This is a genomic window from Streptomyces sp. NPDC039430 (assembly GCF_055639435.1).
Window position 1 is genome coordinate 515,525 of record NZ_JBVKAK010000002.1, and the last position, 18,097, is coordinate 533,621.

General features: G+C 68.6%; 16 protein-coding genes. 9 read left to right on the forward strand and 7 right to left on the reverse strand.

The window, feature by feature from the left end; all coding sequences use genetic code 11:
* Window positions 1-111: 111 nt before the first annotated feature.
* Both ACZ7LS_RS07355 and ACZ7LS_RS07360 read right to left on the reverse strand, forming a co-directional pair.
* Entirely contained in the window at window positions 112-330 is a 219-nt protein-coding gene (locus ACZ7LS_RS07355) for a hypothetical protein (RefSeq protein WP_385135144.1), read from the reverse strand.
* 77 nt (window positions 331-407) lie between these two features.
* A complete protein-coding gene (locus tag ACZ7LS_RS07360; RefSeq protein ID WP_385135142.1) occupies window positions 408-935 on the reverse strand; it encodes an ATP-binding protein in 528 nt (175 codons plus the stop codon).
* Window positions 936-1,182: 247 nt separating this feature from the next.
* Between ACZ7LS_RS07360 and ACZ7LS_RS07365 the strand changes: the two genes are divergently transcribed.
* The 3 genes from ACZ7LS_RS07365 (at window position 1,183) to ACZ7LS_RS07375 (ending at window position 2,775) form a co-directional block, all read left to right on the forward strand.
* Entirely contained in the window at window positions 1,183-2,031 is an 849-nt protein-coding gene (locus ACZ7LS_RS07365) for a helix-turn-helix domain-containing protein (protein WP_382528424.1), read from the forward strand.
* A gap of 9 nt (window positions 2,032-2,040) precedes the next feature.
* Entirely contained in the window at window positions 2,041-2,241 is a 201-nt protein-coding gene (locus ACZ7LS_RS07370; protein WP_382528426.1) for a DUF397 domain-containing protein, read from the forward strand.
* A gap of 300 nt (window positions 2,242-2,541) precedes the next feature.
* Window positions 2,542-2,775 (forward strand): hypothetical protein, encoded by a 234-nt coding sequence (locus tag ACZ7LS_RS07375; RefSeq protein ID WP_385135140.1) that lies wholly within the window; start codon window positions 2,542-2,544, stop codon window positions 2,773-2,775.
* A gap of 31 nt (window positions 2,776-2,806) precedes the next feature.
* Here the strand turns inward: ACZ7LS_RS07375 and ACZ7LS_RS07380 are convergent, their stop codons facing one another.
* Window positions 2,807-3,874, reverse strand: coding sequence for a LacI family DNA-binding transcriptional regulator (locus ACZ7LS_RS07380; protein ID WP_382528431.1), 1,068 nt, complete (start codon window positions 3,872-3,874; stop codon window positions 2,807-2,809).
* A gap of 190 nt (window positions 3,875-4,064) precedes the next feature.
* Here ACZ7LS_RS07380 and ACZ7LS_RS07385 point away from each other — a divergent pair, with 190 nt between their 5' ends.
* The 3 genes from ACZ7LS_RS07385 to ACZ7LS_RS07395 all read left to right on the forward strand — a co-directional run bounded on the left by ACZ7LS_RS07385 (window position 4,065) and on the right by ACZ7LS_RS07395 (window position 6,732).
* On the forward strand, window positions 4,065-4,523 hold the full coding sequence (locus ACZ7LS_RS07385) for a MarR family winged helix-turn-helix transcriptional regulator (RefSeq protein WP_382881798.1): 459 nt from the start codon (window positions 4,065-4,067) through the stop codon (window positions 4,521-4,523).
* 76 nt (window positions 4,524-4,599) lie between these two features.
* Complete coding sequence (locus ACZ7LS_RS07390; RefSeq protein ID WP_385135180.1) at window positions 4,600-6,000, forward strand: MFS transporter; 1,401 nt, start codon at window positions 4,600-4,602, stop codon at window positions 5,998-6,000.
* Between the two features lie 177 nt (window positions 6,001-6,177).
* On the forward strand, window positions 6,178-6,732 hold the full coding sequence (locus ACZ7LS_RS07395; protein ID WP_385135137.1) for an isochorismatase family protein: 555 nt from the start codon (window positions 6,178-6,180) through the stop codon (window positions 6,730-6,732).
* Window positions 6,733-6,812: 80 nt separating this feature from the next.
* Here ACZ7LS_RS07395 and ACZ7LS_RS07400 read toward each other — a convergent pair whose 3' ends face one another.
* Genes ACZ7LS_RS07400 through ACZ7LS_RS07415 form a run of 4 tightly spaced genes read right to left on the reverse strand, consistent with a single transcriptional unit; the run spans window position 6,813 to window position 10,886 of the window.
* Entirely contained in the window at window positions 6,813-7,616 is an 804-nt protein-coding gene (locus ACZ7LS_RS07400; RefSeq protein ID WP_382664439.1) for a succinate dehydrogenase/fumarate reductase iron-sulfur subunit, read from the reverse strand.
* Window positions 7,613-9,748 carry a fumarate reductase/succinate dehydrogenase flavoprotein subunit gene (locus tag ACZ7LS_RS07405; protein ID WP_385135134.1) on the reverse strand — a complete coding sequence of 712 codons (2,136 nt, stop codon included), beginning with the start codon at window positions 9,746-9,748 and terminating at the stop codon, window positions 7,613-7,615. Before ACZ7LS_RS07405 ends, ACZ7LS_RS07400 begins: the two co-directional genes overlap by 4 nt.
* A 34-nt stretch (window positions 9,749-9,782) precedes the next feature.
* Window positions 9,783-10,631, reverse strand: a complete 849-nt coding sequence (locus ACZ7LS_RS07410) for a hypothetical protein (RefSeq protein ID WP_382528440.1) — start codon at window positions 10,629-10,631, stop codon at window positions 9,783-9,785.
* 24 nt (window positions 10,632-10,655) lie between these two features.
* On the reverse strand, window positions 10,656-10,886 hold the full coding sequence (locus ACZ7LS_RS07415) for a hypothetical protein (RefSeq protein WP_129770519.1): 231 nt from the start codon (window positions 10,884-10,886) through the stop codon (window positions 10,656-10,658).
* A gap of 350 nt (window positions 10,887-11,236) precedes the next feature.
* Here ACZ7LS_RS07415 and ACZ7LS_RS07420 point away from each other — a divergent pair, with 350 nt between their 5' ends.
* The 3 genes from ACZ7LS_RS07420 to ACZ7LS_RS07430 all read left to right on the forward strand — a co-directional run bounded on the left by ACZ7LS_RS07420 (window position 11,237) and on the right by ACZ7LS_RS07430 (window position 18,075).
* The gene (locus ACZ7LS_RS07420) at window positions 11,237-13,747 is read left to right on the forward strand and encodes an ABC transporter family substrate-binding protein (RefSeq protein ID WP_382664447.1); all 2,511 of its coding nucleotides are present in this window, start codon (window positions 11,237-11,239) and stop codon (window positions 13,745-13,747) included.
* 396 nt (window positions 13,748-14,143) lie between these two features.
* Entirely contained in the window at window positions 14,144-16,018 is a 1,875-nt protein-coding gene (gene typA, locus ACZ7LS_RS07425) for a translational GTPase TypA (protein ID WP_382528444.1), read from the forward strand.
* A gap of 434 nt (window positions 16,019-16,452) precedes the next feature.
* The gene (locus ACZ7LS_RS07430) at window positions 16,453-18,075 is read left to right on the forward strand and encodes a peptide ABC transporter substrate-binding protein (protein ID WP_385135132.1); all 1,623 of its coding nucleotides are present in this window, start codon (window positions 16,453-16,455) and stop codon (window positions 18,073-18,075) included.
* The last annotated feature ends 22 nt before the right edge of the window (window positions 18,076-18,097 follow it).

Genomic DNA, 18,097 nt, shown 5'->3' on the forward strand with positions numbered 1-18,097 from the left:
CACCCACACCAGCCCGCCGAGCCGGAGCCCCGCCGCCCCACTCCACCCCCGCGCCCCACCCGCCGACCCGCAGGCCGGCATTGGACCCGCGCAACGGGGAAGCTTTCCCAGCTACCCCTCGGTCCTGACCCGCACCCGCCACCCACCCGCCCTGGCCTGGACCTCCGCGTGGCCCACTTGGTGGGGGCGGGGGGTTCGGATGGTGACGCGGACCGGGTCCCGGTAGCAGTGGCAGGTGTACGTGTATCCCTTCTCCGCGTCTACTGGCACCCGCAGCTCGGACAGGTCCGGGTTCGTGTGCCGGTTGCTGCTCGGGGTCGATGCGTACATGACTCCCCACGCCAGAATGATGAGGGCGAGAGCGATCACTACAACGCCCCACAGCGTCCGGTCGGTTACGGGTTCCATCAGTCGACCGCCCCGGTTCCAGTTCCGGGCCCGGAACCGGAACCGCCGTCGCCGTCGGTCTCGGTCAGCATGAACCAGACCGACTTCGACCTGGGCGAGCAGCCGCCGTGGACCGTCCACCCCCACGCGCGGGCCAGGTTGTCCAAGAGTGCGAGTCCCCGCCCGCACTCCTCCTCCTTGTCGTGCTCCGCACGCAGAGGGAGTGCGGCGGGTGCGGTCGGTACGGGCACGGCCCAGGGTTTGTCGTCCGTCACCGAGACGGTGATCTGTCTGCCGTCGACGGCCACATGCAGGCGGATCAGCGGCGTGCGGGTATGGCGGTGGGTGTTGGTGACGACCTCCGTCACGCACAGACGCGCGTCGTCGACGAGGCCGAGGTCGCGGCGCCGTCCGATGCCGAGGACCGATGTGACGAAGTCACGCGAGACCTTGGCCGCGCTTGCGGTGTTAGGCAGGGCGAGCCGATAGACCTCGCAGCCTCGGGGTGGCGGGGGTACGGGAGTTGCGGTGGCGGTCACGGGGGCCATGTCGTCCTCTCCACGCGGAACGTAGCGGGCTGCTTGCGCGCGGGCCCGTGTCCCTGGCCACGCCGGAGCCTTCAACGGGCATACGGGTGACTGCACTTCGGACCGGTAGCGCGGTGCCTCGCGCCACTGACCGTAGGGTGCAACATGGGTACGGCGCAACAGTGGTACGAATGTCGCACCCATACGAGTGGACCCAGGACGCCGTGGGGCGGCACACTCGTAGGGCACGAGAAACGAGGAGGGGCACATGCCACCCAGGCCACACCCGACCGCCCGTCAGAAACGGCTGGGCACCGAGCTGCGAAAGCTCCGCGAACGGGCCGGCTTGTCGGGAGGCGCGGTCGCGGCTTTCCTCGGCGGCGAGCGAGCCCAGGTCAGCCACTTGGAGTCGGGCCGGTACGGAATCAGCGCGGAGCGCGTCCGTCGGATCGCCGCCTACTGCTCGGCCACGGACAAGCACCTCGTCGATGTGCTGGCGAGCATGGCGGAGGAGCGTGGCAAGGGCTGGTGGGACGAGTATCGCGGGATCCTTCCACCGGGCTTCCGGGATCAGGCGGAGCTGGAACACCACGCGACCTATATGCGCACCGTTCAAACGCTCTACGTGCCGGGGTTGTTTCAGACGGCCGAATACGCTCGTGAGCTGATCGCGAGCGGCGTGACCAGTTTTCAAGCCTCTGAGGTCAATGCGCGCGTGGAGCATCGCATGAGGCGTCGCGAGATTCTGGACCGTCCGAACCCGCCGAAGTTCGAGGCGCTCATTCATGAGGCCGCACTTCGCATGAGGTACTGCTCCGCGGACGTCATGCGGGCGCAACTGGAGTTTCTGCACGACGTCTCGCTCTGGCCGAGTGTGACGATCCGCGTCATCCCTTTCGAGGCACGGATCACTGGGTCGGCCCACTCGGTGCTTTATGCGGGCGCCGTGATACCGCAACTGGACACCGTTCAGATTGACAGCGCTTTCGACGCCGCTTATCTGGACGCCGAGGCTCAACTCGTCAAGTACCGGGCGCTCATCGATTCGGTCGAAGCGATCTCACTCAGTGCTGCCGAGTCGAGTAAATTCATCCAACGTATCGCACAAGAAATGTGAGTGAGTGGCATGACCAATCACATTGTCTGGCAGAAGTCCTCTTTCTCAGGGGCTGACAACAATCCGAACTGTGTCGAACTGGCCAGTGTTGACGGGCAGATCGTGATGCGTGAGAGCGACGTCCCGGACGCAGTCGTCACCACGAGCCCCGAGAAGCTGCGCGCCTTCCTCCTGGGCGTCAAGGCGGGGGAGTTCGATCACCTGATCTGATGAACGCGCACCCCCTCGCGCCCCCCATCCCTGCATGGATGGGGGGCGTTTGGCGTCTGTGGCCCCAAAATTGGTACGTCCCACAGTTGCGCCATGCTCTTCTGTGACGCTAACTTCACTGTGCGTCGCCCCTCCGGGTCGGATCCTCAGCGGGATCGCGCCCCGAGTGGTGCGTCGCAGGGTTGCCCCCTGTCCGCCGCTCGTCATGCCGGCGCGTGGACAGGGGGCCACTCCCTCCCCGGATCCCCCGCACCCCATCCCCACGCCCCGTCCCGCACCACATGCTGAGGAGTTGGTCGTATGACGGCCAGTGAGGCGCGGCAGCGCCTGTCGTGGCTGTTCGCCACATTCGGAATGAACGGCGCGCTCGTCATCCCCAAGAACGCCCCGCCTGAGCCGCTTGAGCCGTCTGGGTCGCCGGGACCGTCGCCGTCGTCGGAACCTGCTGAATCACCGCTGCCCGCCCCCGAGTTGAGCGACCTGAACGAAGCCGAGCTGTTCAGGAGGATCTTTGGTGACTCGCCACCGCGATGAGCCCCCAGCCGCTCGCTCTCCCGGCCCCCCGCTACCCGCAGCCGCAGCTCGCCCTGCGGGCCACCGAGACCGGGAGCATCAGGGAGACCGGTTCGCGCGTCGGTTCCGCGAGTCGTTGTACGAGCAGTTCCACCGCCTCCTCGCCGAGCCGGCGGATCGGCTGGCGTACGGTCGTCAGCGCCGGGCGCACCATGCGGCTCAGGGGGATCCCGTCGAACCCCGCGACCGCGATGTCCTCGGGTACCCGTACTCCGCGTCGCTCCAGCGCGTGGAGCGCGCCGATCGCCATCTGGTCGTTGGCGAAGAGCATGGCCTGGGGGCGGCCCCCGTCCCGGTCGGCGCGGTCGAGCAGCGTTTCCGCGGCCCGTTCCCCCTCGGCCTGGGTCATCATCGCGGTGCGCAGATCGGGTTCGTCCGGGACCGGCAGCCCGGCCTCGGCGCAGGCGTCCCTGAACCCCCGGAACCGCGCCTCCGCGTCCGGTGAGTCCTTCTCGCCCCCGACGAAGACCAGTCCGCGCAGGCCGTGGTCGCGAATCAGATGGCGGGTCAGTTCCCGTTCGCCGTCGGAGTTGGCCACCTCGATGTGGTCGAGATGGTCGATCTCGCGTGGCCCCGCCAGCATCACCACCGGCAGTCGGCGCGAGATCACCTCCAGGTCCTCGGTCGGGACGGTCCGCGCCAGCACGGCGAATCCGTCGACCCGCCCCGCCACCTTCGCCACCAGCGACTCCGGCCCGCCCTTCAGGGACGCGGCGATCAGCAGCGCGTAGCCGTGCCGTCGCGCGGCCCGCTCCATGCCCCGGATGATCTGGTCCGAGTAGAGCATCACCGCGGAGTCGTCGTACGTGTCGTCCGCCTCGGCGTCCGTCTCGGCGTCCGGATCGGAGTAGTCGGGGAAGCAGAGCCCGAGCACGCCGGTGGTCCTGCTGGCCAGACCGCGCGCGTTGCCGCTCGGTACGTAACCGAGCGCGCGCGCCGCTTCCAGTACCCGGTCGCGGGTCTGGGCGCGTACGGAATCGGGGTTCCGGTAGACCCGCGAGACCGTCGCGATGGAGACGCCCGACCGCTCGGCGACGTCGTAGACCGTAGGGGCACTCACCCGACCGACCCGTCCCCTTCTTCTTCCCTGTTGCGCGTGCACTGTTACTCGCGTGACTCATGAAAGCGCATTCACCCTAGGCGCCGCGCTGTCCGCGGAGCAAGGCGGGCTCTCCTGGCCGGGGCCGGTATCCAGCCAAGATTGACAGGGAAACTTGCAAGGTTGCCTGTCTAACTCCTACGGTGGACGTATGTACGAGGACTCCGAGCGGCCCGAAGACCCGACCGCCGAGCAGGTCGCCGCCGATCTCACCGCGGTGGTCCGCAGGCTGGTGCGGCGGCTGCGTACGGCGACGCCGGACAGCAGGCTCACGCCGTCCCAGCAATCGGTCCTGGCGCGACTGGACGGCGAGGGGCCGTCGACCACGGCCGCGCTGGCCCGCGCGGAGTACGTACGTCCGCAGTCCATGCGGCTGACCCTCGGCGTCCTGGAGGAACAGGGCCTGGTCGAGCGGACGCCGGACCCCGACGACGGGCGGCAGTCCGTCGTCTCGGTCACGGACGCCGGCCACGCCACGCTCGCCGCGGCCCGCGCGGCCAAGCAGGGCTGGCTCTCCGAAGCGATCGCGGGCGAACTGGACGGCGCGGAACGCCGCGCGCTGGCCGAGGCGGCGGCCCTGCTGGGGCGGCTGGTGGAGAGGAGTGAGTGACACGGAAGCCCGCGGGACGGAAGAAGGCGCACCCGACGTACGGCAGACACAGACACAACCGCATACGCATCCGGGGCTGACGGCTCCCGGTGAGCCCAGCGGCCCCGAGGCCCCCGGTTTCCGAGGCAGGCTCACCGCCCCGCTGCTCCTGGGCTCGCTGCTCAACCCGCTCAACACCACCATGATCTCCACCGCGCTGGTGGCGATCGGACACAGCTTCGGGATCGGCGCCGCCGACACCGCCTGGCTGATCTCCGTCCTCTATCTCGCCAGCGCCGTCGCGCAGCCCGTTCTCGGCAAGCTCGCCGACGCGCTCGGCCCGCGCCGGATCTTCCTCGCGGGCCTGGTCATCGTCTTCGCCTCCGGACTGGTCGGCGCGGTGGCACCGTCCTTCGGCTGGCTCATCGTCTCCCGGCTGCTGCTCGGCGTCGGTACCTCCGCCGCCTATCCGGCGGCCATGTCCGTACTACGTGACGAGGGCCGACGGGTCGGCCACCCCGCCCCGCGTACCGTGCTGGCCCGGCTCTCCTTCGCCTCGCTCGGCAGCGCGGCCGTCGGACCCACGCTCGGCGGACTCCTTGTCGCCCTGGTCGGGTGGCGCGGCATCTTCGCCGTCAATCTGCCCATCGCGCTGATCGCCTTCGTCGCCGGGCTCATCTGGATCCCCGCCGACCCGCCGCGCGAGCCCACCGGCGCCGGAGCCCCCGGCCGTTCACCGCGCCTCACGCTCGACCCACTCGGCATCGGGCTGTTCGCCACGGCCCTGACGCTCCTCGTCTTCTTCCTGCTCGATCTCGCCCATCCGATGTGGTGGCTGCTCGCGCCCTTCGGCGTACTGACGGCCGTGCTCGTGTGGTGGCAGCTGCGTACGCCGAAGCCGTTCATCGATCTGCGGATGATCATGCGCAACGGCCCGCTCGCCCGTACCTATCTGCGGCACGGCGTCAGCTATCTGGTCATCTACTGCGTCATGTACGGCTTCACGCAGTGGCTGGAGGACGGCCGCGGCCTCTCCGCCGGCGAGAGCGGACTCCTCATGCTGCCGATGTCGGTGACCGCGCTCGTCTGCTCGCTGCTCGGTGCCCGTACCAAGGGCATCCGCGGCCCGCTCGTCCTCGGCTGTCTGCTGCTCACCGGCGGCGCGGGCCTGCTGCTCTTCGTGGACGACAGCACCCCGATCGCCGTACTGCTCCTCGCGGGGGCGTGCTTCGGCGTTCCGCAGGGGCTGATCGGTACGAGCAACCAGGCCGCGGTCCAGGCGCATGCCCCGCCCGAGTCCATCGGGTCCGCGGCCGGGCTCCAGCGCACCGCGCAGTACATCGGCGCCATATCGGCATCGAGCCTGATCGCGCTCGCCTATGGCCAGGCGGCGAGCGACAGCGGACTGCATCTGATGGCGGGCGCCTCCGCCGTCCTCTGCGTGCTGCTGATCATCCTGACCGTCACAGACCGGGCGCTCCGCGCCCACCACCGATAACCGCCACGTCCCGGACCACGTCCCGGACCACGTCCCGGACCACGTCCGAGACGACGTCCCGGACCACGTCCGAGACGACGTCCGGGACCACGTCCAGGACACCGTCCGAGACCACGTCCGAGACCCACACCCCCTACCGCATCCTGTACCGCATTCCGTACCGCAAGGAGCACCACCATGACCGTCACCACCCTCGACCCCAAGACCGCCCTGGTCGTCGTCGATCTCCAGAAGGCCGTCGTCGCCCTGCCGACCGCCCCCTACCCGGCCGCCGAGGTCGTGGCGCGCTCCGCCGAGCTCGCCGCCGCCTTCCGCGCCAAGGGGCTGCCCGTCGTGTTCGTCCGCGTCACCAGCGGCGCGCCCGGCCGTACCGAGGCTCCGATGCGCGGTGGGCAGCCGGCCGCCGACTGGGCCGACCTCGTGCCCGAACTGGGCTTGCAGGACGGCGACATCGTGGTCACCAAGCAGCAGTGGGGCGCTTTCCACGCCACCGATCTCGACCTCCAGCTGCGCCGCCGGGGCGTCACCCAGGTCGTGGTGACGGGCATCGCCACCAGCATCGGCGCCGAGTCCACCGCCCGCGCCGCGTACGAGCACGGCTATAACGTCACCGTCGCCGTCGACGCGGTCGCCGACATGGACGAGGACGCGCACCGGAACAGCGTCGAGAAGATCTTTCCGCGGCTCGGGGAGACCGGTACCACCGAGGCGATCGTGAAGCTCCTCGGCTGACGCGCCAGAGAGCTGACGCGCCACAGCGCGAAAGCAGGAGGGGCCCGGAGCCACGGGCCCCTCCCGTATCTACAGCTACGTCATTCGCCGCGCCGCCGGATCTTGTTGCCCAGCCACACCAGCGGGTCGTACTTCCGGTCCACGGCCCGCTCCTTGAGCGGAATCAGCGCATTGTCGGTGATCTTTATGTGCTCCGGGCACACCTCGGTGCAGCATTTGGTGATGTTGCAGTAGCCGAGGCCGTGCTCGTCCTGGGCGGTCTTCTTACGGTCGAGCCCCGATTCCTCCGCCGCGTCCAGCGGATGCATATCCAGCTCGGCCACCCGCATCAGGAAGCGCGGCCCGGCGAACGCGGTCTTGTTCTCCTCGTGGTCCCGCACCACATGACAGGTGTCCTGGCACAGGAAGCACTCGATGCACTTACGGAACTCCTGCGAGCGGTCCACGTCCACCTGCCGCATCCGGTACTCACCGGCGGCCACCCCAGGCGGCGGCACGAACGACGGCACCTCCCGCGCCTTCGCGTAATTGAAGGAGACGTCCGTCACCAGATCGCGGATCACCGGGAAGGCACGCAGCGGGGTGACCGTGATCGTCTCCTCGCGTGAGAAGACCGACATCCGGGTCATGCACATCAACCGCGGCCGGCCGTTGATCTCCGCGCTGCACGAACCGCACTTGCCCGCCTTGCAGTTCCAGCGCACCGCCAGATCCGCCGCCTGGGTCGCCTGGAGCCGGTGGATGATGTCGAGGACCACCTCCCCGTCGTTCACCTCGACGGCGAAGTCCTTCAGCTCCCCGCCGTCGGCGTCGCCTCGCCAGACCCGGAACTTCGCCTCGTATGTCGTCGACGCGCTCGCGCTCGTACCCGTACTCGCACTCACTCGTGAAGCTCCTCTTCGGCGAGGTACTTGACCAGCTCTTCCTTGTCGAACAGAGCGAGCAGGTCGGGACGTATGGGCTCGGTCGTCCGGCGCGTGAGCGCGATCCGGCCGGCCGCGAGACCGGTGGCCGCGCCGCTCTCCGTACCGGCGGTCGCGCCCTCCTCCGTACCGATGAGCCGGCAGTACAGATTGACCCGGCGCCAGTCGGCGTCCATGCCGGGCCAGTCCTCCCGGGTGTGGCCGCCCCGGCTCTCGGTCCGTTCCAGGGCGGCCCGTGCGACGCACTCGCTGACCAGCAGCATGTTCCGCAGATCGAGCGCCAGGTGCCAGCCGGGGTTGAACTGGCGGTGGCCCTCGACCCCCGCCCGCCCCGCCCGTACGCGCAGCTCCGCCAGCTTCTCCAGCGCCTGCTCCATCTCGTGCTCCCGCCGGATGATGCCGACGAGGTCGTTCATCGTCTGCTGGAGCTCCTGATGGAGGGTGTACGGATTCTCGGCGTTCTCGGCGTTCTCGGCGTACTCCGCGTACTCGGCGTTCTCCGCGGGCCGGTCGCCCGAAGCCCCCGGCCCGCCCCCGTCGCCCCGCGGCGTCCCACCCGCGCCGAACGGGCGCAGCGCCTCGGCCGCCGCCGCGTCGATCTGTCCCTCGTCCAGGGCCGGACGCGCGCCGAGCCCGGCGGCGTACGCGGCGGCGTGCAGTCCCGCCCGACGGCCGAAGACCAGCAGATCGGAGAGGGAGTTCCCGCCGAGCCGGTTGGAACCATGCATTCCACCCGCGACCTCGCCCGCCGCGTACAGCCCGGCGACCCCGGGCGCCGCGGCGGTCTCCGAGTCGACGGCGATCCCGCCCATCACGTAGTGGCAGGTGGGGCCGACCTCCATCGCCTCCGCCGTGATGTCGACATCCGCCAGCTCCTTGAACTGGTGGTACATCGACGGCAGCCGGCGCCTGACCACGTCGGCGGACATCCGCGTCGAGACATCGAGGAAGACACCGCCGTGCGGAGAGCCGCGGCCCGCCTTGACCTCGGAGTTGATGGCGCGGGCCACTTCGTCGCGGGGGAGCAGCTCGGGGGGACGCCGGTTGTGGTCCGGGTCGTCGTACCAGCGGTCGCCCTCGTCCTCCGACTCCGCGTACTTCTCCTTGAAGACGTCCGGGATGTAGTCGAACATGAACCGCTTGCCCTCGGAGTTGCGCAGTACCCCGCCGTCGCCGCGCACCGACTCGGTGACCAGGATGCCCTTGACCGACGGCGGCCAGACCATTCCCGTCGGATGGAACTGCACGAACTCCATGTTGAGGAGGGGAGCGCCCGCGAGCAGCGCCAGCGCGTGGCCGTCGCCCGTGTACTCCCAGGAGTTCGAGGTCACCTTGAAGGACTTGCCGATCCCGCCCGTGGCGAGCACGACGGACGGGGCCTCCAGCACGAAAAAGCGGCCGGACTCCCGCTCGTAGCAGAAGACCCCCGCGACCCGGCCGCCGTCCCCGACCCCCGCGACCCGGCCGCCGTCCCCGGCCCCCGCGACCCGGCTGCCGTCCCCGGCCCCCTCGGCCCCGCCGCCGTCCTGCGCGCCGCCGTCCCCCTGGCCGCCTTCCTTGAGGATCCGGGTGACCGTGCACTCCTGGTAGACCTTGAGCCGCGCCTCGTAGTCCCCGTACTCGCGGAAGTCCTCCTGCTGCAACGCGACGATCTTCTGCTGGAGGGTGCGGATCAGCTCCAGGCCCGTACGGTCGCCGACATGGGCGAGCCGCGGGTACTCGTGCCCGCCGAAGTTGCGCTGGGAGATCTTTCCGTCGGGCGTACGGTCGAACAGCGCGCCCCAGGTCTCCAGCTCCCAGACGCGGTCCGGCGCCTCCTGGGCGTGCAGCTCCGCCATCCGCCACTGGTTGAGGAACTTCCCGCCGCGCAGGGTGTCGCGGAAGTGCACCCGCCAGTTGTCGCCGGAGTTCACATTGCCCATGGAGGCGGCGATTCCGCCCTCGGCCATCACCGTATGGGCCTTGCCGAAGAGGGACTTGCAGATGACGGCGGTACGAGCGCCCCGCTCGCGTGCCTCGATGGCGGCGCGCAGGCCCGCTCCTCCCGCACCCACCACCACGACGTCCCACTGCCGGCGTTCGAGTTGCGTCATATCGGAAGGCTCTCCCTACAAGAGGCGCGGATCGTCAGAAGAGGCGCGGGTCGGCGAAGGCCCCGGTGGCGAGCAGGTACACGTAGAAGTCGCAGACGGCGACGCTGATCAACGAGGCCCACGCGAGCTGCATATGGCGGTTGTTGAGCTTTCCGGCCCAGCCCCACAGCCGGTAGCGCACCGGATGCTTCGAGAAGTGCCGCAGCCGGCCGCCGATGATGTGCCGGCAGGAGTGGCAGGAGAGGGTGTACGCCCAGATCAGCACGGTGTTGGCGAGGAAGATCAGCGAGCCGAGCCCCATATGGCCCCAGGCGTATTCCTCGTCCCGGAAGGTCAGCACGGTGTCGTACGTGAGGATGCCCGCGACCGGCACGGCCGCGTAGAAGAAGTACCGGTGGATGTTCTGGAGGATCAGCGGGAAGCGGGTCTCACCGGTGTACTTCGCGTGGGGCTCGGCGACGGCGCAGGCGGGCGGCGAGGCCCAGAAGCCCCGGTAATACGCCTTGCGGTAGTAGTAGCAGGTGAGCCGGAAGCCCAGCGGGAAGATGAGGATCAGCAGCGCGGGGGACAGGCCCCACCAGCTGCCGAAGATCTCCCAGTTCGGGCCGTGCCGCATCGGCGCGCAGCTCTCCGCCAGACAGGGCGAGTAGAACGGCGAGACATACGGCGCCGCGTAGTAGTCGCTGTTCGCGAACGCCCGCCAGGTCGAGTACACGATGAAGGCGAGCAGTCCGGCGGCGGTCACGGCGGGCGCCAGCCACCAGCGGTCCGTCCGCAGGTGGCGGGGCGCGATGGCGGCGCGCGAGGCGCCGTGCACGCCCGTACCGCCGGATGCGCCCGGTGCGCCCGTACTGACAGCTGGGGGTTCGGTACCGGTGGCCAACGAGGACTCCTGACGGAAGGGGTACTAGGGAGCCCGCCGGTCGCGTACGCCCAGGCCCTCGTCGTCCGAGTCCGTCCACAGCGCGCTGTTGTACGGGGTGTCGGGGATGGTCACCAGGTCTTCGACGCGGCCGGCCGGCTGGGGCCGGGACTCGTTCTCACGCAGGAGGGCGAGATTCCGCTCCAGCCGGTCGACCGTACGGACCAGGTCGTCGAGGCATCGCCTGATCGCTGTCACATCGTCCTGCAGGGACATGAGTTGCCCTCACTTCCAGGGGCTCGGGTGGCATGCGGGGACCGCGGGCGTCCCCTCAGACGGCTCTCTCTCGGCTCTCTCGGTTCTCTCGGCGCTCTGTGTGCGCCTGAGAGTGTTCCGCGTCACATCCCTGTTGTGAACCCGTAGGTCACGAGTTTTCCGGCGAGCGGGGCCGTCCCTGGAGCGGTTTGAGCCAAGCGTCGCGACCGGGCGCATTGGGCCGCTCGGGTGGGTTTGGCCGCACGTCACGCCGTGTCTGCGGCACCGCTGAGTCGCGGTCCCCTTCAGTGAGTGGGCAAATAGGTGTGATCATCTCTAAATTCCACAAACAGGACGAAGAGGTACAAGCCATGTCCCACGTCGGCGCCCCACGCGGGAGGACATGCTCCCGAACGCTCCGCTCCCGAACGCTCCGCTCCGTCGCGCTTCTCACCACCGGTGTGCTGGCACTGGGGGCCCTGTCCGCGTGCACCTCGGAGGAGGACGGAAGCGAGCCCTCGGCCGCCGCCGCCCCGGACATCGCGGCCGTGAAACGTGAAGGCGTCGCCCAGGGCGGCACCATGCGCTGGGCGGTCGACACCATGCCCGCGACACTGAACACCTACCAGGCCGACGCGGACGCGGCCACGAGCCGGATCGCCGGTGCCGTACTCCCGGCCCTGTTCACGCTCGACAAGAGCGGCCGGCCTCAGCGGAACCCCGACTACCTGGAGTCCGCCAAGATCGTCGAGCGCGAGCCCAAGCAGGTGGTGCTCTACAAGCTCAACCAGCAGGCGGTGTGGAGCAACGGCCGGGAGATCGGGGCGCCGGACTTCGTCGCGCAGTGGCGTGCGCTGCGCGGCAAGGACTCCGCGTACTGGACGGCACGCAACGCCGGATACGAGCGGATCGAGAAGATCGAGCGCGGTGCCAACAACCTTGAGGTCAGGGTCACCTTCAACAAGCCGTACACCGACTGGGAGTCGCTGTTCAGCCCGCTCTACCCCAAGGACGTGACGGGGACGCCCAACGCGTTCAACGACGGTGCCAGGAAGAACCTGAAGGTGACGGCGGGGCCCTTCACCGTCAAGAAGGTGGACGGAAAGGCCAAGGAGACCACGCTCGCGCGCAACCCCCACTGGTGGGGAGAGCCCGCCAAGCTCGACCAGCTGATCATGCGCACGGTCCCCAGGAAGGAGACCGCGGGGGCGATCGCGGCCCGCAAGGCCGACATCGTCGAGATCGACAGCACCGTGGTCAGACGCATGGCCCTGGCGGAGAAGGAAGCCGAATCCGGTGGCGGGCAGCCGCTCACCCACGGTCCCGGCGCCGCGATCACCCCGGGCTCCGCGCTCCGGTCCTGGGCGCTGGCCAACGGTTCCGACGAGGAGCAGGCCGAGGAGGCGGCGGAGGCGCGCAAGCGGGCCGCCGAGTCCATCGCGCGGTACGCGCGGGAGCAGAAGGGCCTGCGCGGCTACGAGATCCGCAAGTCGCTGGAGCCCGCGTTCACCCAGCTCGCGCTGAACGGCGAGTCCGGGCCGCTCGCCGACGAGCGGGTACGGCGGGCGGTGGCCCGCGCGATCAACCGCCAGGAACTGGCCGACACGGTGCTCCAGCCGCTCGGGCTGCAGGCGAAGCCGCCCGGCAGCCATCTGGCGCTGATGGGACAGAAGGCGTACGCGGACAGCAGCGAGGCGCTCGGCAAGCAGGACACGCTTGAGGCGCAGGCCCTGCTGGCCGACGCGGGCTGGACGCCGGACGGGGCCAAGAAGAAGGTGACCGCCAAGGCGGGCAGCAAGGCCCAGAAGAAGCGCGCGGAGGCCGAGGAGGGCGACGAGGAGCTGAGCGAGGAGGAGGCGGAGGCCGCCGCCCAGGCCAAGCGCCCCGACGCCAAGACGGAAGAGGCCCAGAAGAAGAAGGCCGAGGAGCAGAAGCGGAAGTACGAGGAGAAGGTCGCGGCCGAGGAGAAGAAGAAGGGGGACAAGGGCGACGACAAGGACGCGGCCGGGGAGAAGAAGAAGGCCGACAAGGCCGCTGACCAGGACGCGGGCGACGACGTCCCCTCGGACGAGGGCCTGTACATCGTCGGTGACAACAAGCCGGGCAGGACGGCCCCCCGCCCCGAGTCCGCGCATGTCCTGTCTCCCGCCTCCGTCGCCCGCCTCCAGGGGGACGCGCTGCTCCGGCAGGCCGCCGCCGTGGACGACTCCGACAAGAAGCCGGGCGGTGTGGCGGGCGCCTACGCCCCGCGCGGCACGGCCGCCCCCTCGTCCTCCGCGTCGCCCTCCGCCTCCGCCGCGACCCTGCCGAGCGGCCCGCTCGGCAAGGACGGGAAGCCGCTCAGCCTCCGCTTCGTCCTGCCCGCGGGTGAGGGCGCGGAGTCGCTGCGCGCCGTCGGTGAGCGGATCTCGCGGATGCTCGACCGCATCGGTGTCGGTACGGAGATCACCAAGGTCTCGGACGACGAGTACTTCAAGGACCACATCGCCTCGGGCCACTACGACCTGGCCCTCTACTCCTGGCCGGCCAGCGCCTTCCCGGCGACCGACGGACGGCCGATCTACGCGAAGCCCGTGCCCGCCAGCGACGGTTCGCTGCTGGTGGAGCAGAACTACACCCGCGTCGGTACGGACCACATCGACCAGCTCTTCGCCAGCGCCGCCGCCGAGCTCAACGAGAAGAAGTCCCGCGATCTGGTCCGGCAGGCCGATGCCCGTATCTGGGCGGCGGCCGGATCCATCCCCCTCTACCAGCGTCCGCAGCTGGTCGCGGTGAAGCCGACGGTGGTGAACGCGGGGGCCTTCGGCTTCCAGACCCCTCGCTACCAGGACATCGGGTTCAAGGAGGGCGGGGCCGCGGGCCCGGACACGAAGAAGAAGTAGTGAAGAATCGGCGACCTAACCGGCGACGGAAGCGTACGTTCGGCGAAGATCGCGAGAAGAAAAAACGGGCTGGTTTACGAAACCGCAGGTCAAGGCGGATTCGGAAGCTCAGAACCCCATCAATTGGCTTGCCCGCCGGCCTCCCCGGCGGGCAAGCTCGTTCCTGTCCCTGACCCGGGCAGCTCCACCCCTCCCGCGCCTCCCCGGCGCAGCCTCCCGCGCGGCCCCGGCCGCTACCCCGCGGGCCCCGCACACCGTGATTTCGGCCTCTCCAATCGGGCTGGGAAGCCCCCGACGCCCCGGCCCCGTACCATGGCACTAGCCGTGGCGTGTCCGCCCGGCGGGCGTACGAGGAAACAACGCCGCATCCCACGATCGAGAGAAGCGCCAGCCAGCATGCCCACGCGCCACGACATCCGTAACGTCGCCATCGTCGCCCACGTCGACCATGGCAAGACCACTCTGGTCGACGCCATGCTGAAGCAGGCCGGCGCGTTCGCCGCGCACGCCGCCGAGCAACTCGACGACCGGATGATGGACTCGAACGACCTGGAGCGTGAGAAGGGCATCACGATCCTGGCCAAGAACACGGCCGTGAAGTACCACCCGAAGACGGGTGGCGACCCCATCACGATCAACATCATCGACACCCCCGGCCACGCCGACTTCGGCGGCGAGGTCGAGCGCGGTCTGTCGATGGTCGACGCCGTCGTGCTCCTCGTCGACGCGTCGGAGGGCCCGCTTCCGCAGACCCGCTTCGTGCTCCGCAAGGCGCTCCAGGCGAAGATGCCGGTCATCCTCTGCATCAACAAGACGGACCGCCCCGACTCCCGGATCGCCGAGGTCGTCGACGAGACGTACGACCTCTTCCTGGACCTGGACGCGACCGAGGAGCAGATCGAGTTCCCGATCGTCTACGCATGCGCGCGGGACGGCGTCGCCTCGCTGACCAAGCCGGAGGACGGTACGGTCCCGGCCGACAGCGACAGCCTGGAGCCGTTCTTCAACACGATCCTGGCGCATGTCCCGGCGCCCGAGTTCGACGAGTCCGCTCCGCTCCAGGCCCATGTCACCAACCTGGACGCCGACAACTTCCTCGGCCGTATCGCGCTGTGCCGCGTCGAGCAGGGCGAGCTGAAGAAGGGCCAGACCGTCACCTGGATCAAGCGTGACGGCACGATGTCCAACGTCCGTATCACCGAGCTGCTGATGACCGAGGCGCTCACCCGCAAGCCGGCCGAGAAGGCGGGCCCCGGCGACATCTGCGCCATCGCCGGTATCCCGGACATCATGATCGGCGAGACCCTGGCCGACCCGGAGAACCCGGTCGCGCTGCCGCTGATCACGGTCGACGAGCCCGCGATCTCGATGACCATCGGCGCCAACACCTCGCCGCTGGTCGGCAAGGGCGGCAAGGGCCACAAGGTCACCGCCCGCCAGGTCAAGGACCGTCTCGACCGTGAGCTGATCGGTAACGTCTCGCTGCGCGTCCTGGACACCGAGCGCCCCGACGCCTGGGAGGTGCAGGGCCGCGGCGAGCTGGCGCTGGCCATCCTCGTCGAGACCATGCGCCGGGAAGGCTTCGAACTGACCGTCGGCAAGCCCGAGGTGGTCACGAAGCAGGTCGACGGCAAGACGTACGAGCCGATCGAGCGCATGACGATCGACTCCCCCGAGGAGCACCTCGGCCCGATCACCCAGCTGATGGCGACCCGCAAGGGCCGTATGGAGACGATGACCAACCACGGCTCGGGGTGGATCCGCATGGAGTGGATCGTTCCGTCACGCGGACTCATCGGCTTCCGTACGGAGTTCCTGACCCAGACGCGCGGTACGGGCATCGCCCACTCCATCTTCGAGGGCCACGAGCCGTGGTTCGGCGAGCTGCGCACCCGTCACAACGGCTCGCTGGTGGCGGACCGCGCGGGTACGGTGACCCCCTTCGCGATGGTCAACCTCCAGGAGCGCGGTGTCATCTTCACCGAGGCCGGCACCGAGGTCTACGAAGGCATGATCATCGGCGAGAACTCGCGCGCCGACGACATGGACGTGAACATCACCAAGGAGAAGAAGCTCACCAACATGCGGGCCGCCTCCGCGGACACCACGGAGAACGTGGTGCCGGCGCGGAAGCTCTCGCTGGAGCAGTCCCTGGAGTTCTGCCGCGACGACGAGTGCATCGAGGTCACGCCGGAGACGGTCCGGATCCGCAAGGTCGTCCTGGACCAGAAGCAGCGCGGCCGTACCGCCTCGCGCGCCAAGCACGCTTGACACGACCGGGCTCGCGGCGTACAGCGCCTGCGGCCCGGACGGTACGAGGGACGGCCCGGTCACCGCGGACACGTGGTGGCCGGGCCGACGTTCGTCAACCGCTTTCTCTGGCGGTCTGTCCGAATATCGGACATCGCTCTCCGGAACATGTGTTAACAGTCCGTTTCGCGTGTGTCTGTCTGCGCTAAATTTGTCCGGATTTCGGGCGGGCAGGGCGCTTCGATGTTGTCAAAACGAGACCCTTTAAGTGTGGTTTACAGGTCTGCCGTACTTAATAGTTGCTTCCATTGAGCTCGGGTCAATGGGTCATGCGCCATGGGGGGCGCCGACTCACGAGCACACTCAGGGCATTTGAGGAGCCCGCTGTCAGGGGTGTCAGCGCGCGTAGATAATGCCCTTCTCGTTTGTACTAGTGGACTCATGAGGAGGAACCCATGCGTGGTGCCAAGAGCGCCAAGTGGGTCGTCGGCGCGATAGTCGTGGCTCTGGCGGCGACGGCCTGTGGCGGCGGAGACGACAGCAGCGAATCGGCGTCGAAGGAGAAGGGGAAGCCCGCGGGTTATGTCTCCATCGATGTCGGCGAGCCGCAGAAGCCGCTGATCCCGTCCGACACGAACGAGTCGCTCGGCATCAACGTGATCCAGTCGCTCTTCACCCAGCTGCTGGACTTCGACGCCCAGGGCAAGATCGTTTACACGAACGCCGAGTCGGTGACGTCGACCGACAACAAGACCTGGACGGTCAAGCTCAAGCCGGGCTGGAAGTTCCACGACGGCACCCCCGTCACGGCCGAGTCCTACGTCAAGGCGTGGAACTGGTACGCCAACATCAAGAACAACCAGCAGAACGCCTTCTGGTTCGAGGACATCGCCGGCTACGCCGACGTCCACCCGGAGAAGGGTGACCCGAAGGCCGACGCCATGTCGGGTCTGAAGGTCGTCGACGACACCACCTTCACCATCGGGCTCTCCGCGCCGGTGCCGTACTACGAGTACAAGCTCGGGTACACGACCTTCGCGCCGCTGCCGGAGGTCTTCTACAAGGACACCAAGGCGTTCGGCCAGAAGCCGGTCGGCAACGGTCCCTACATCTTCGAGAAGTGGGACCACAAGAAGCTCATCCAGGTCAAGGCCAACCCTGACTACCAGGGCCCGAACAAGGCCAAGAACAAGGGTGTCCTCTTCAAGAACTACGCGACCGTCGAGGCCGCGTACCAGGACCTCCTCTCCGGCAACCTGGACATGATCCGCCAGGTCGGCCCGAAGGACCTGCCGAAGTACAAGCAGGACCTCGGCGACCGCGCGATCGACCAGCCGTACGCGGCCGTCCAGAGCATCGTGCCGGCGTTCTACTCGAAGACCTTCAAGGGCATCGACCCGAAGGTCCTCCAGGGTCTGTCCATGGCGATCGACCGCGACACGATCACCAAGACCGTCCTCAACGGCACCCGCAAGCCCGCCACCAGCTTCACCCCGCCGGGTGTCGCGGGTAACCAGAACCTGAACACCGACGTGTTCACGTTCAACGCGGCGAAGGCGAAGCAGCTTGTCACCGAGGGCGGCGGCGTCCCCGGCAACAAGATCTCGATCCAGTACAACGCGGACGGCGGCCACAAGGAGTGGGTGACCGCGGTCTGCGAGTCGATCCGCAACGCCACCGGTGTGGACTGTGTCCCGGACGCCAAGCCGGACTTCCAGACCGACCTGGAGGCCCGTGACAACGACCAGGTCAAGGGGATGTACCGCGGTGGCTGGGTCGCCGACTACCCGCTGAACGTCAACTTCATGCGGGAGCTGTACGGCACCACCGCCGAGGCCAACAACGGACGGTTCTCCGACAAGGGGATCGACGCGGCCTTCAAGAAGGGCGACAACGCCAAGTCCCTGGACGAGTCGATCAAGGCTTACCAGGACGCCGAGAAGCTCCTTCTCGACAAGATGCCGGCGATCCCGCTGTGGGAGTACAAGACCAACGGCGGCTACGGCAAGTCGGTGGAGAACGTGAACGTCGACTACCGCGGTGACTACACCCTCACCGACGTCACGGTCGTGAAGTAACCAGCCCGAGGGTCATCCCCCC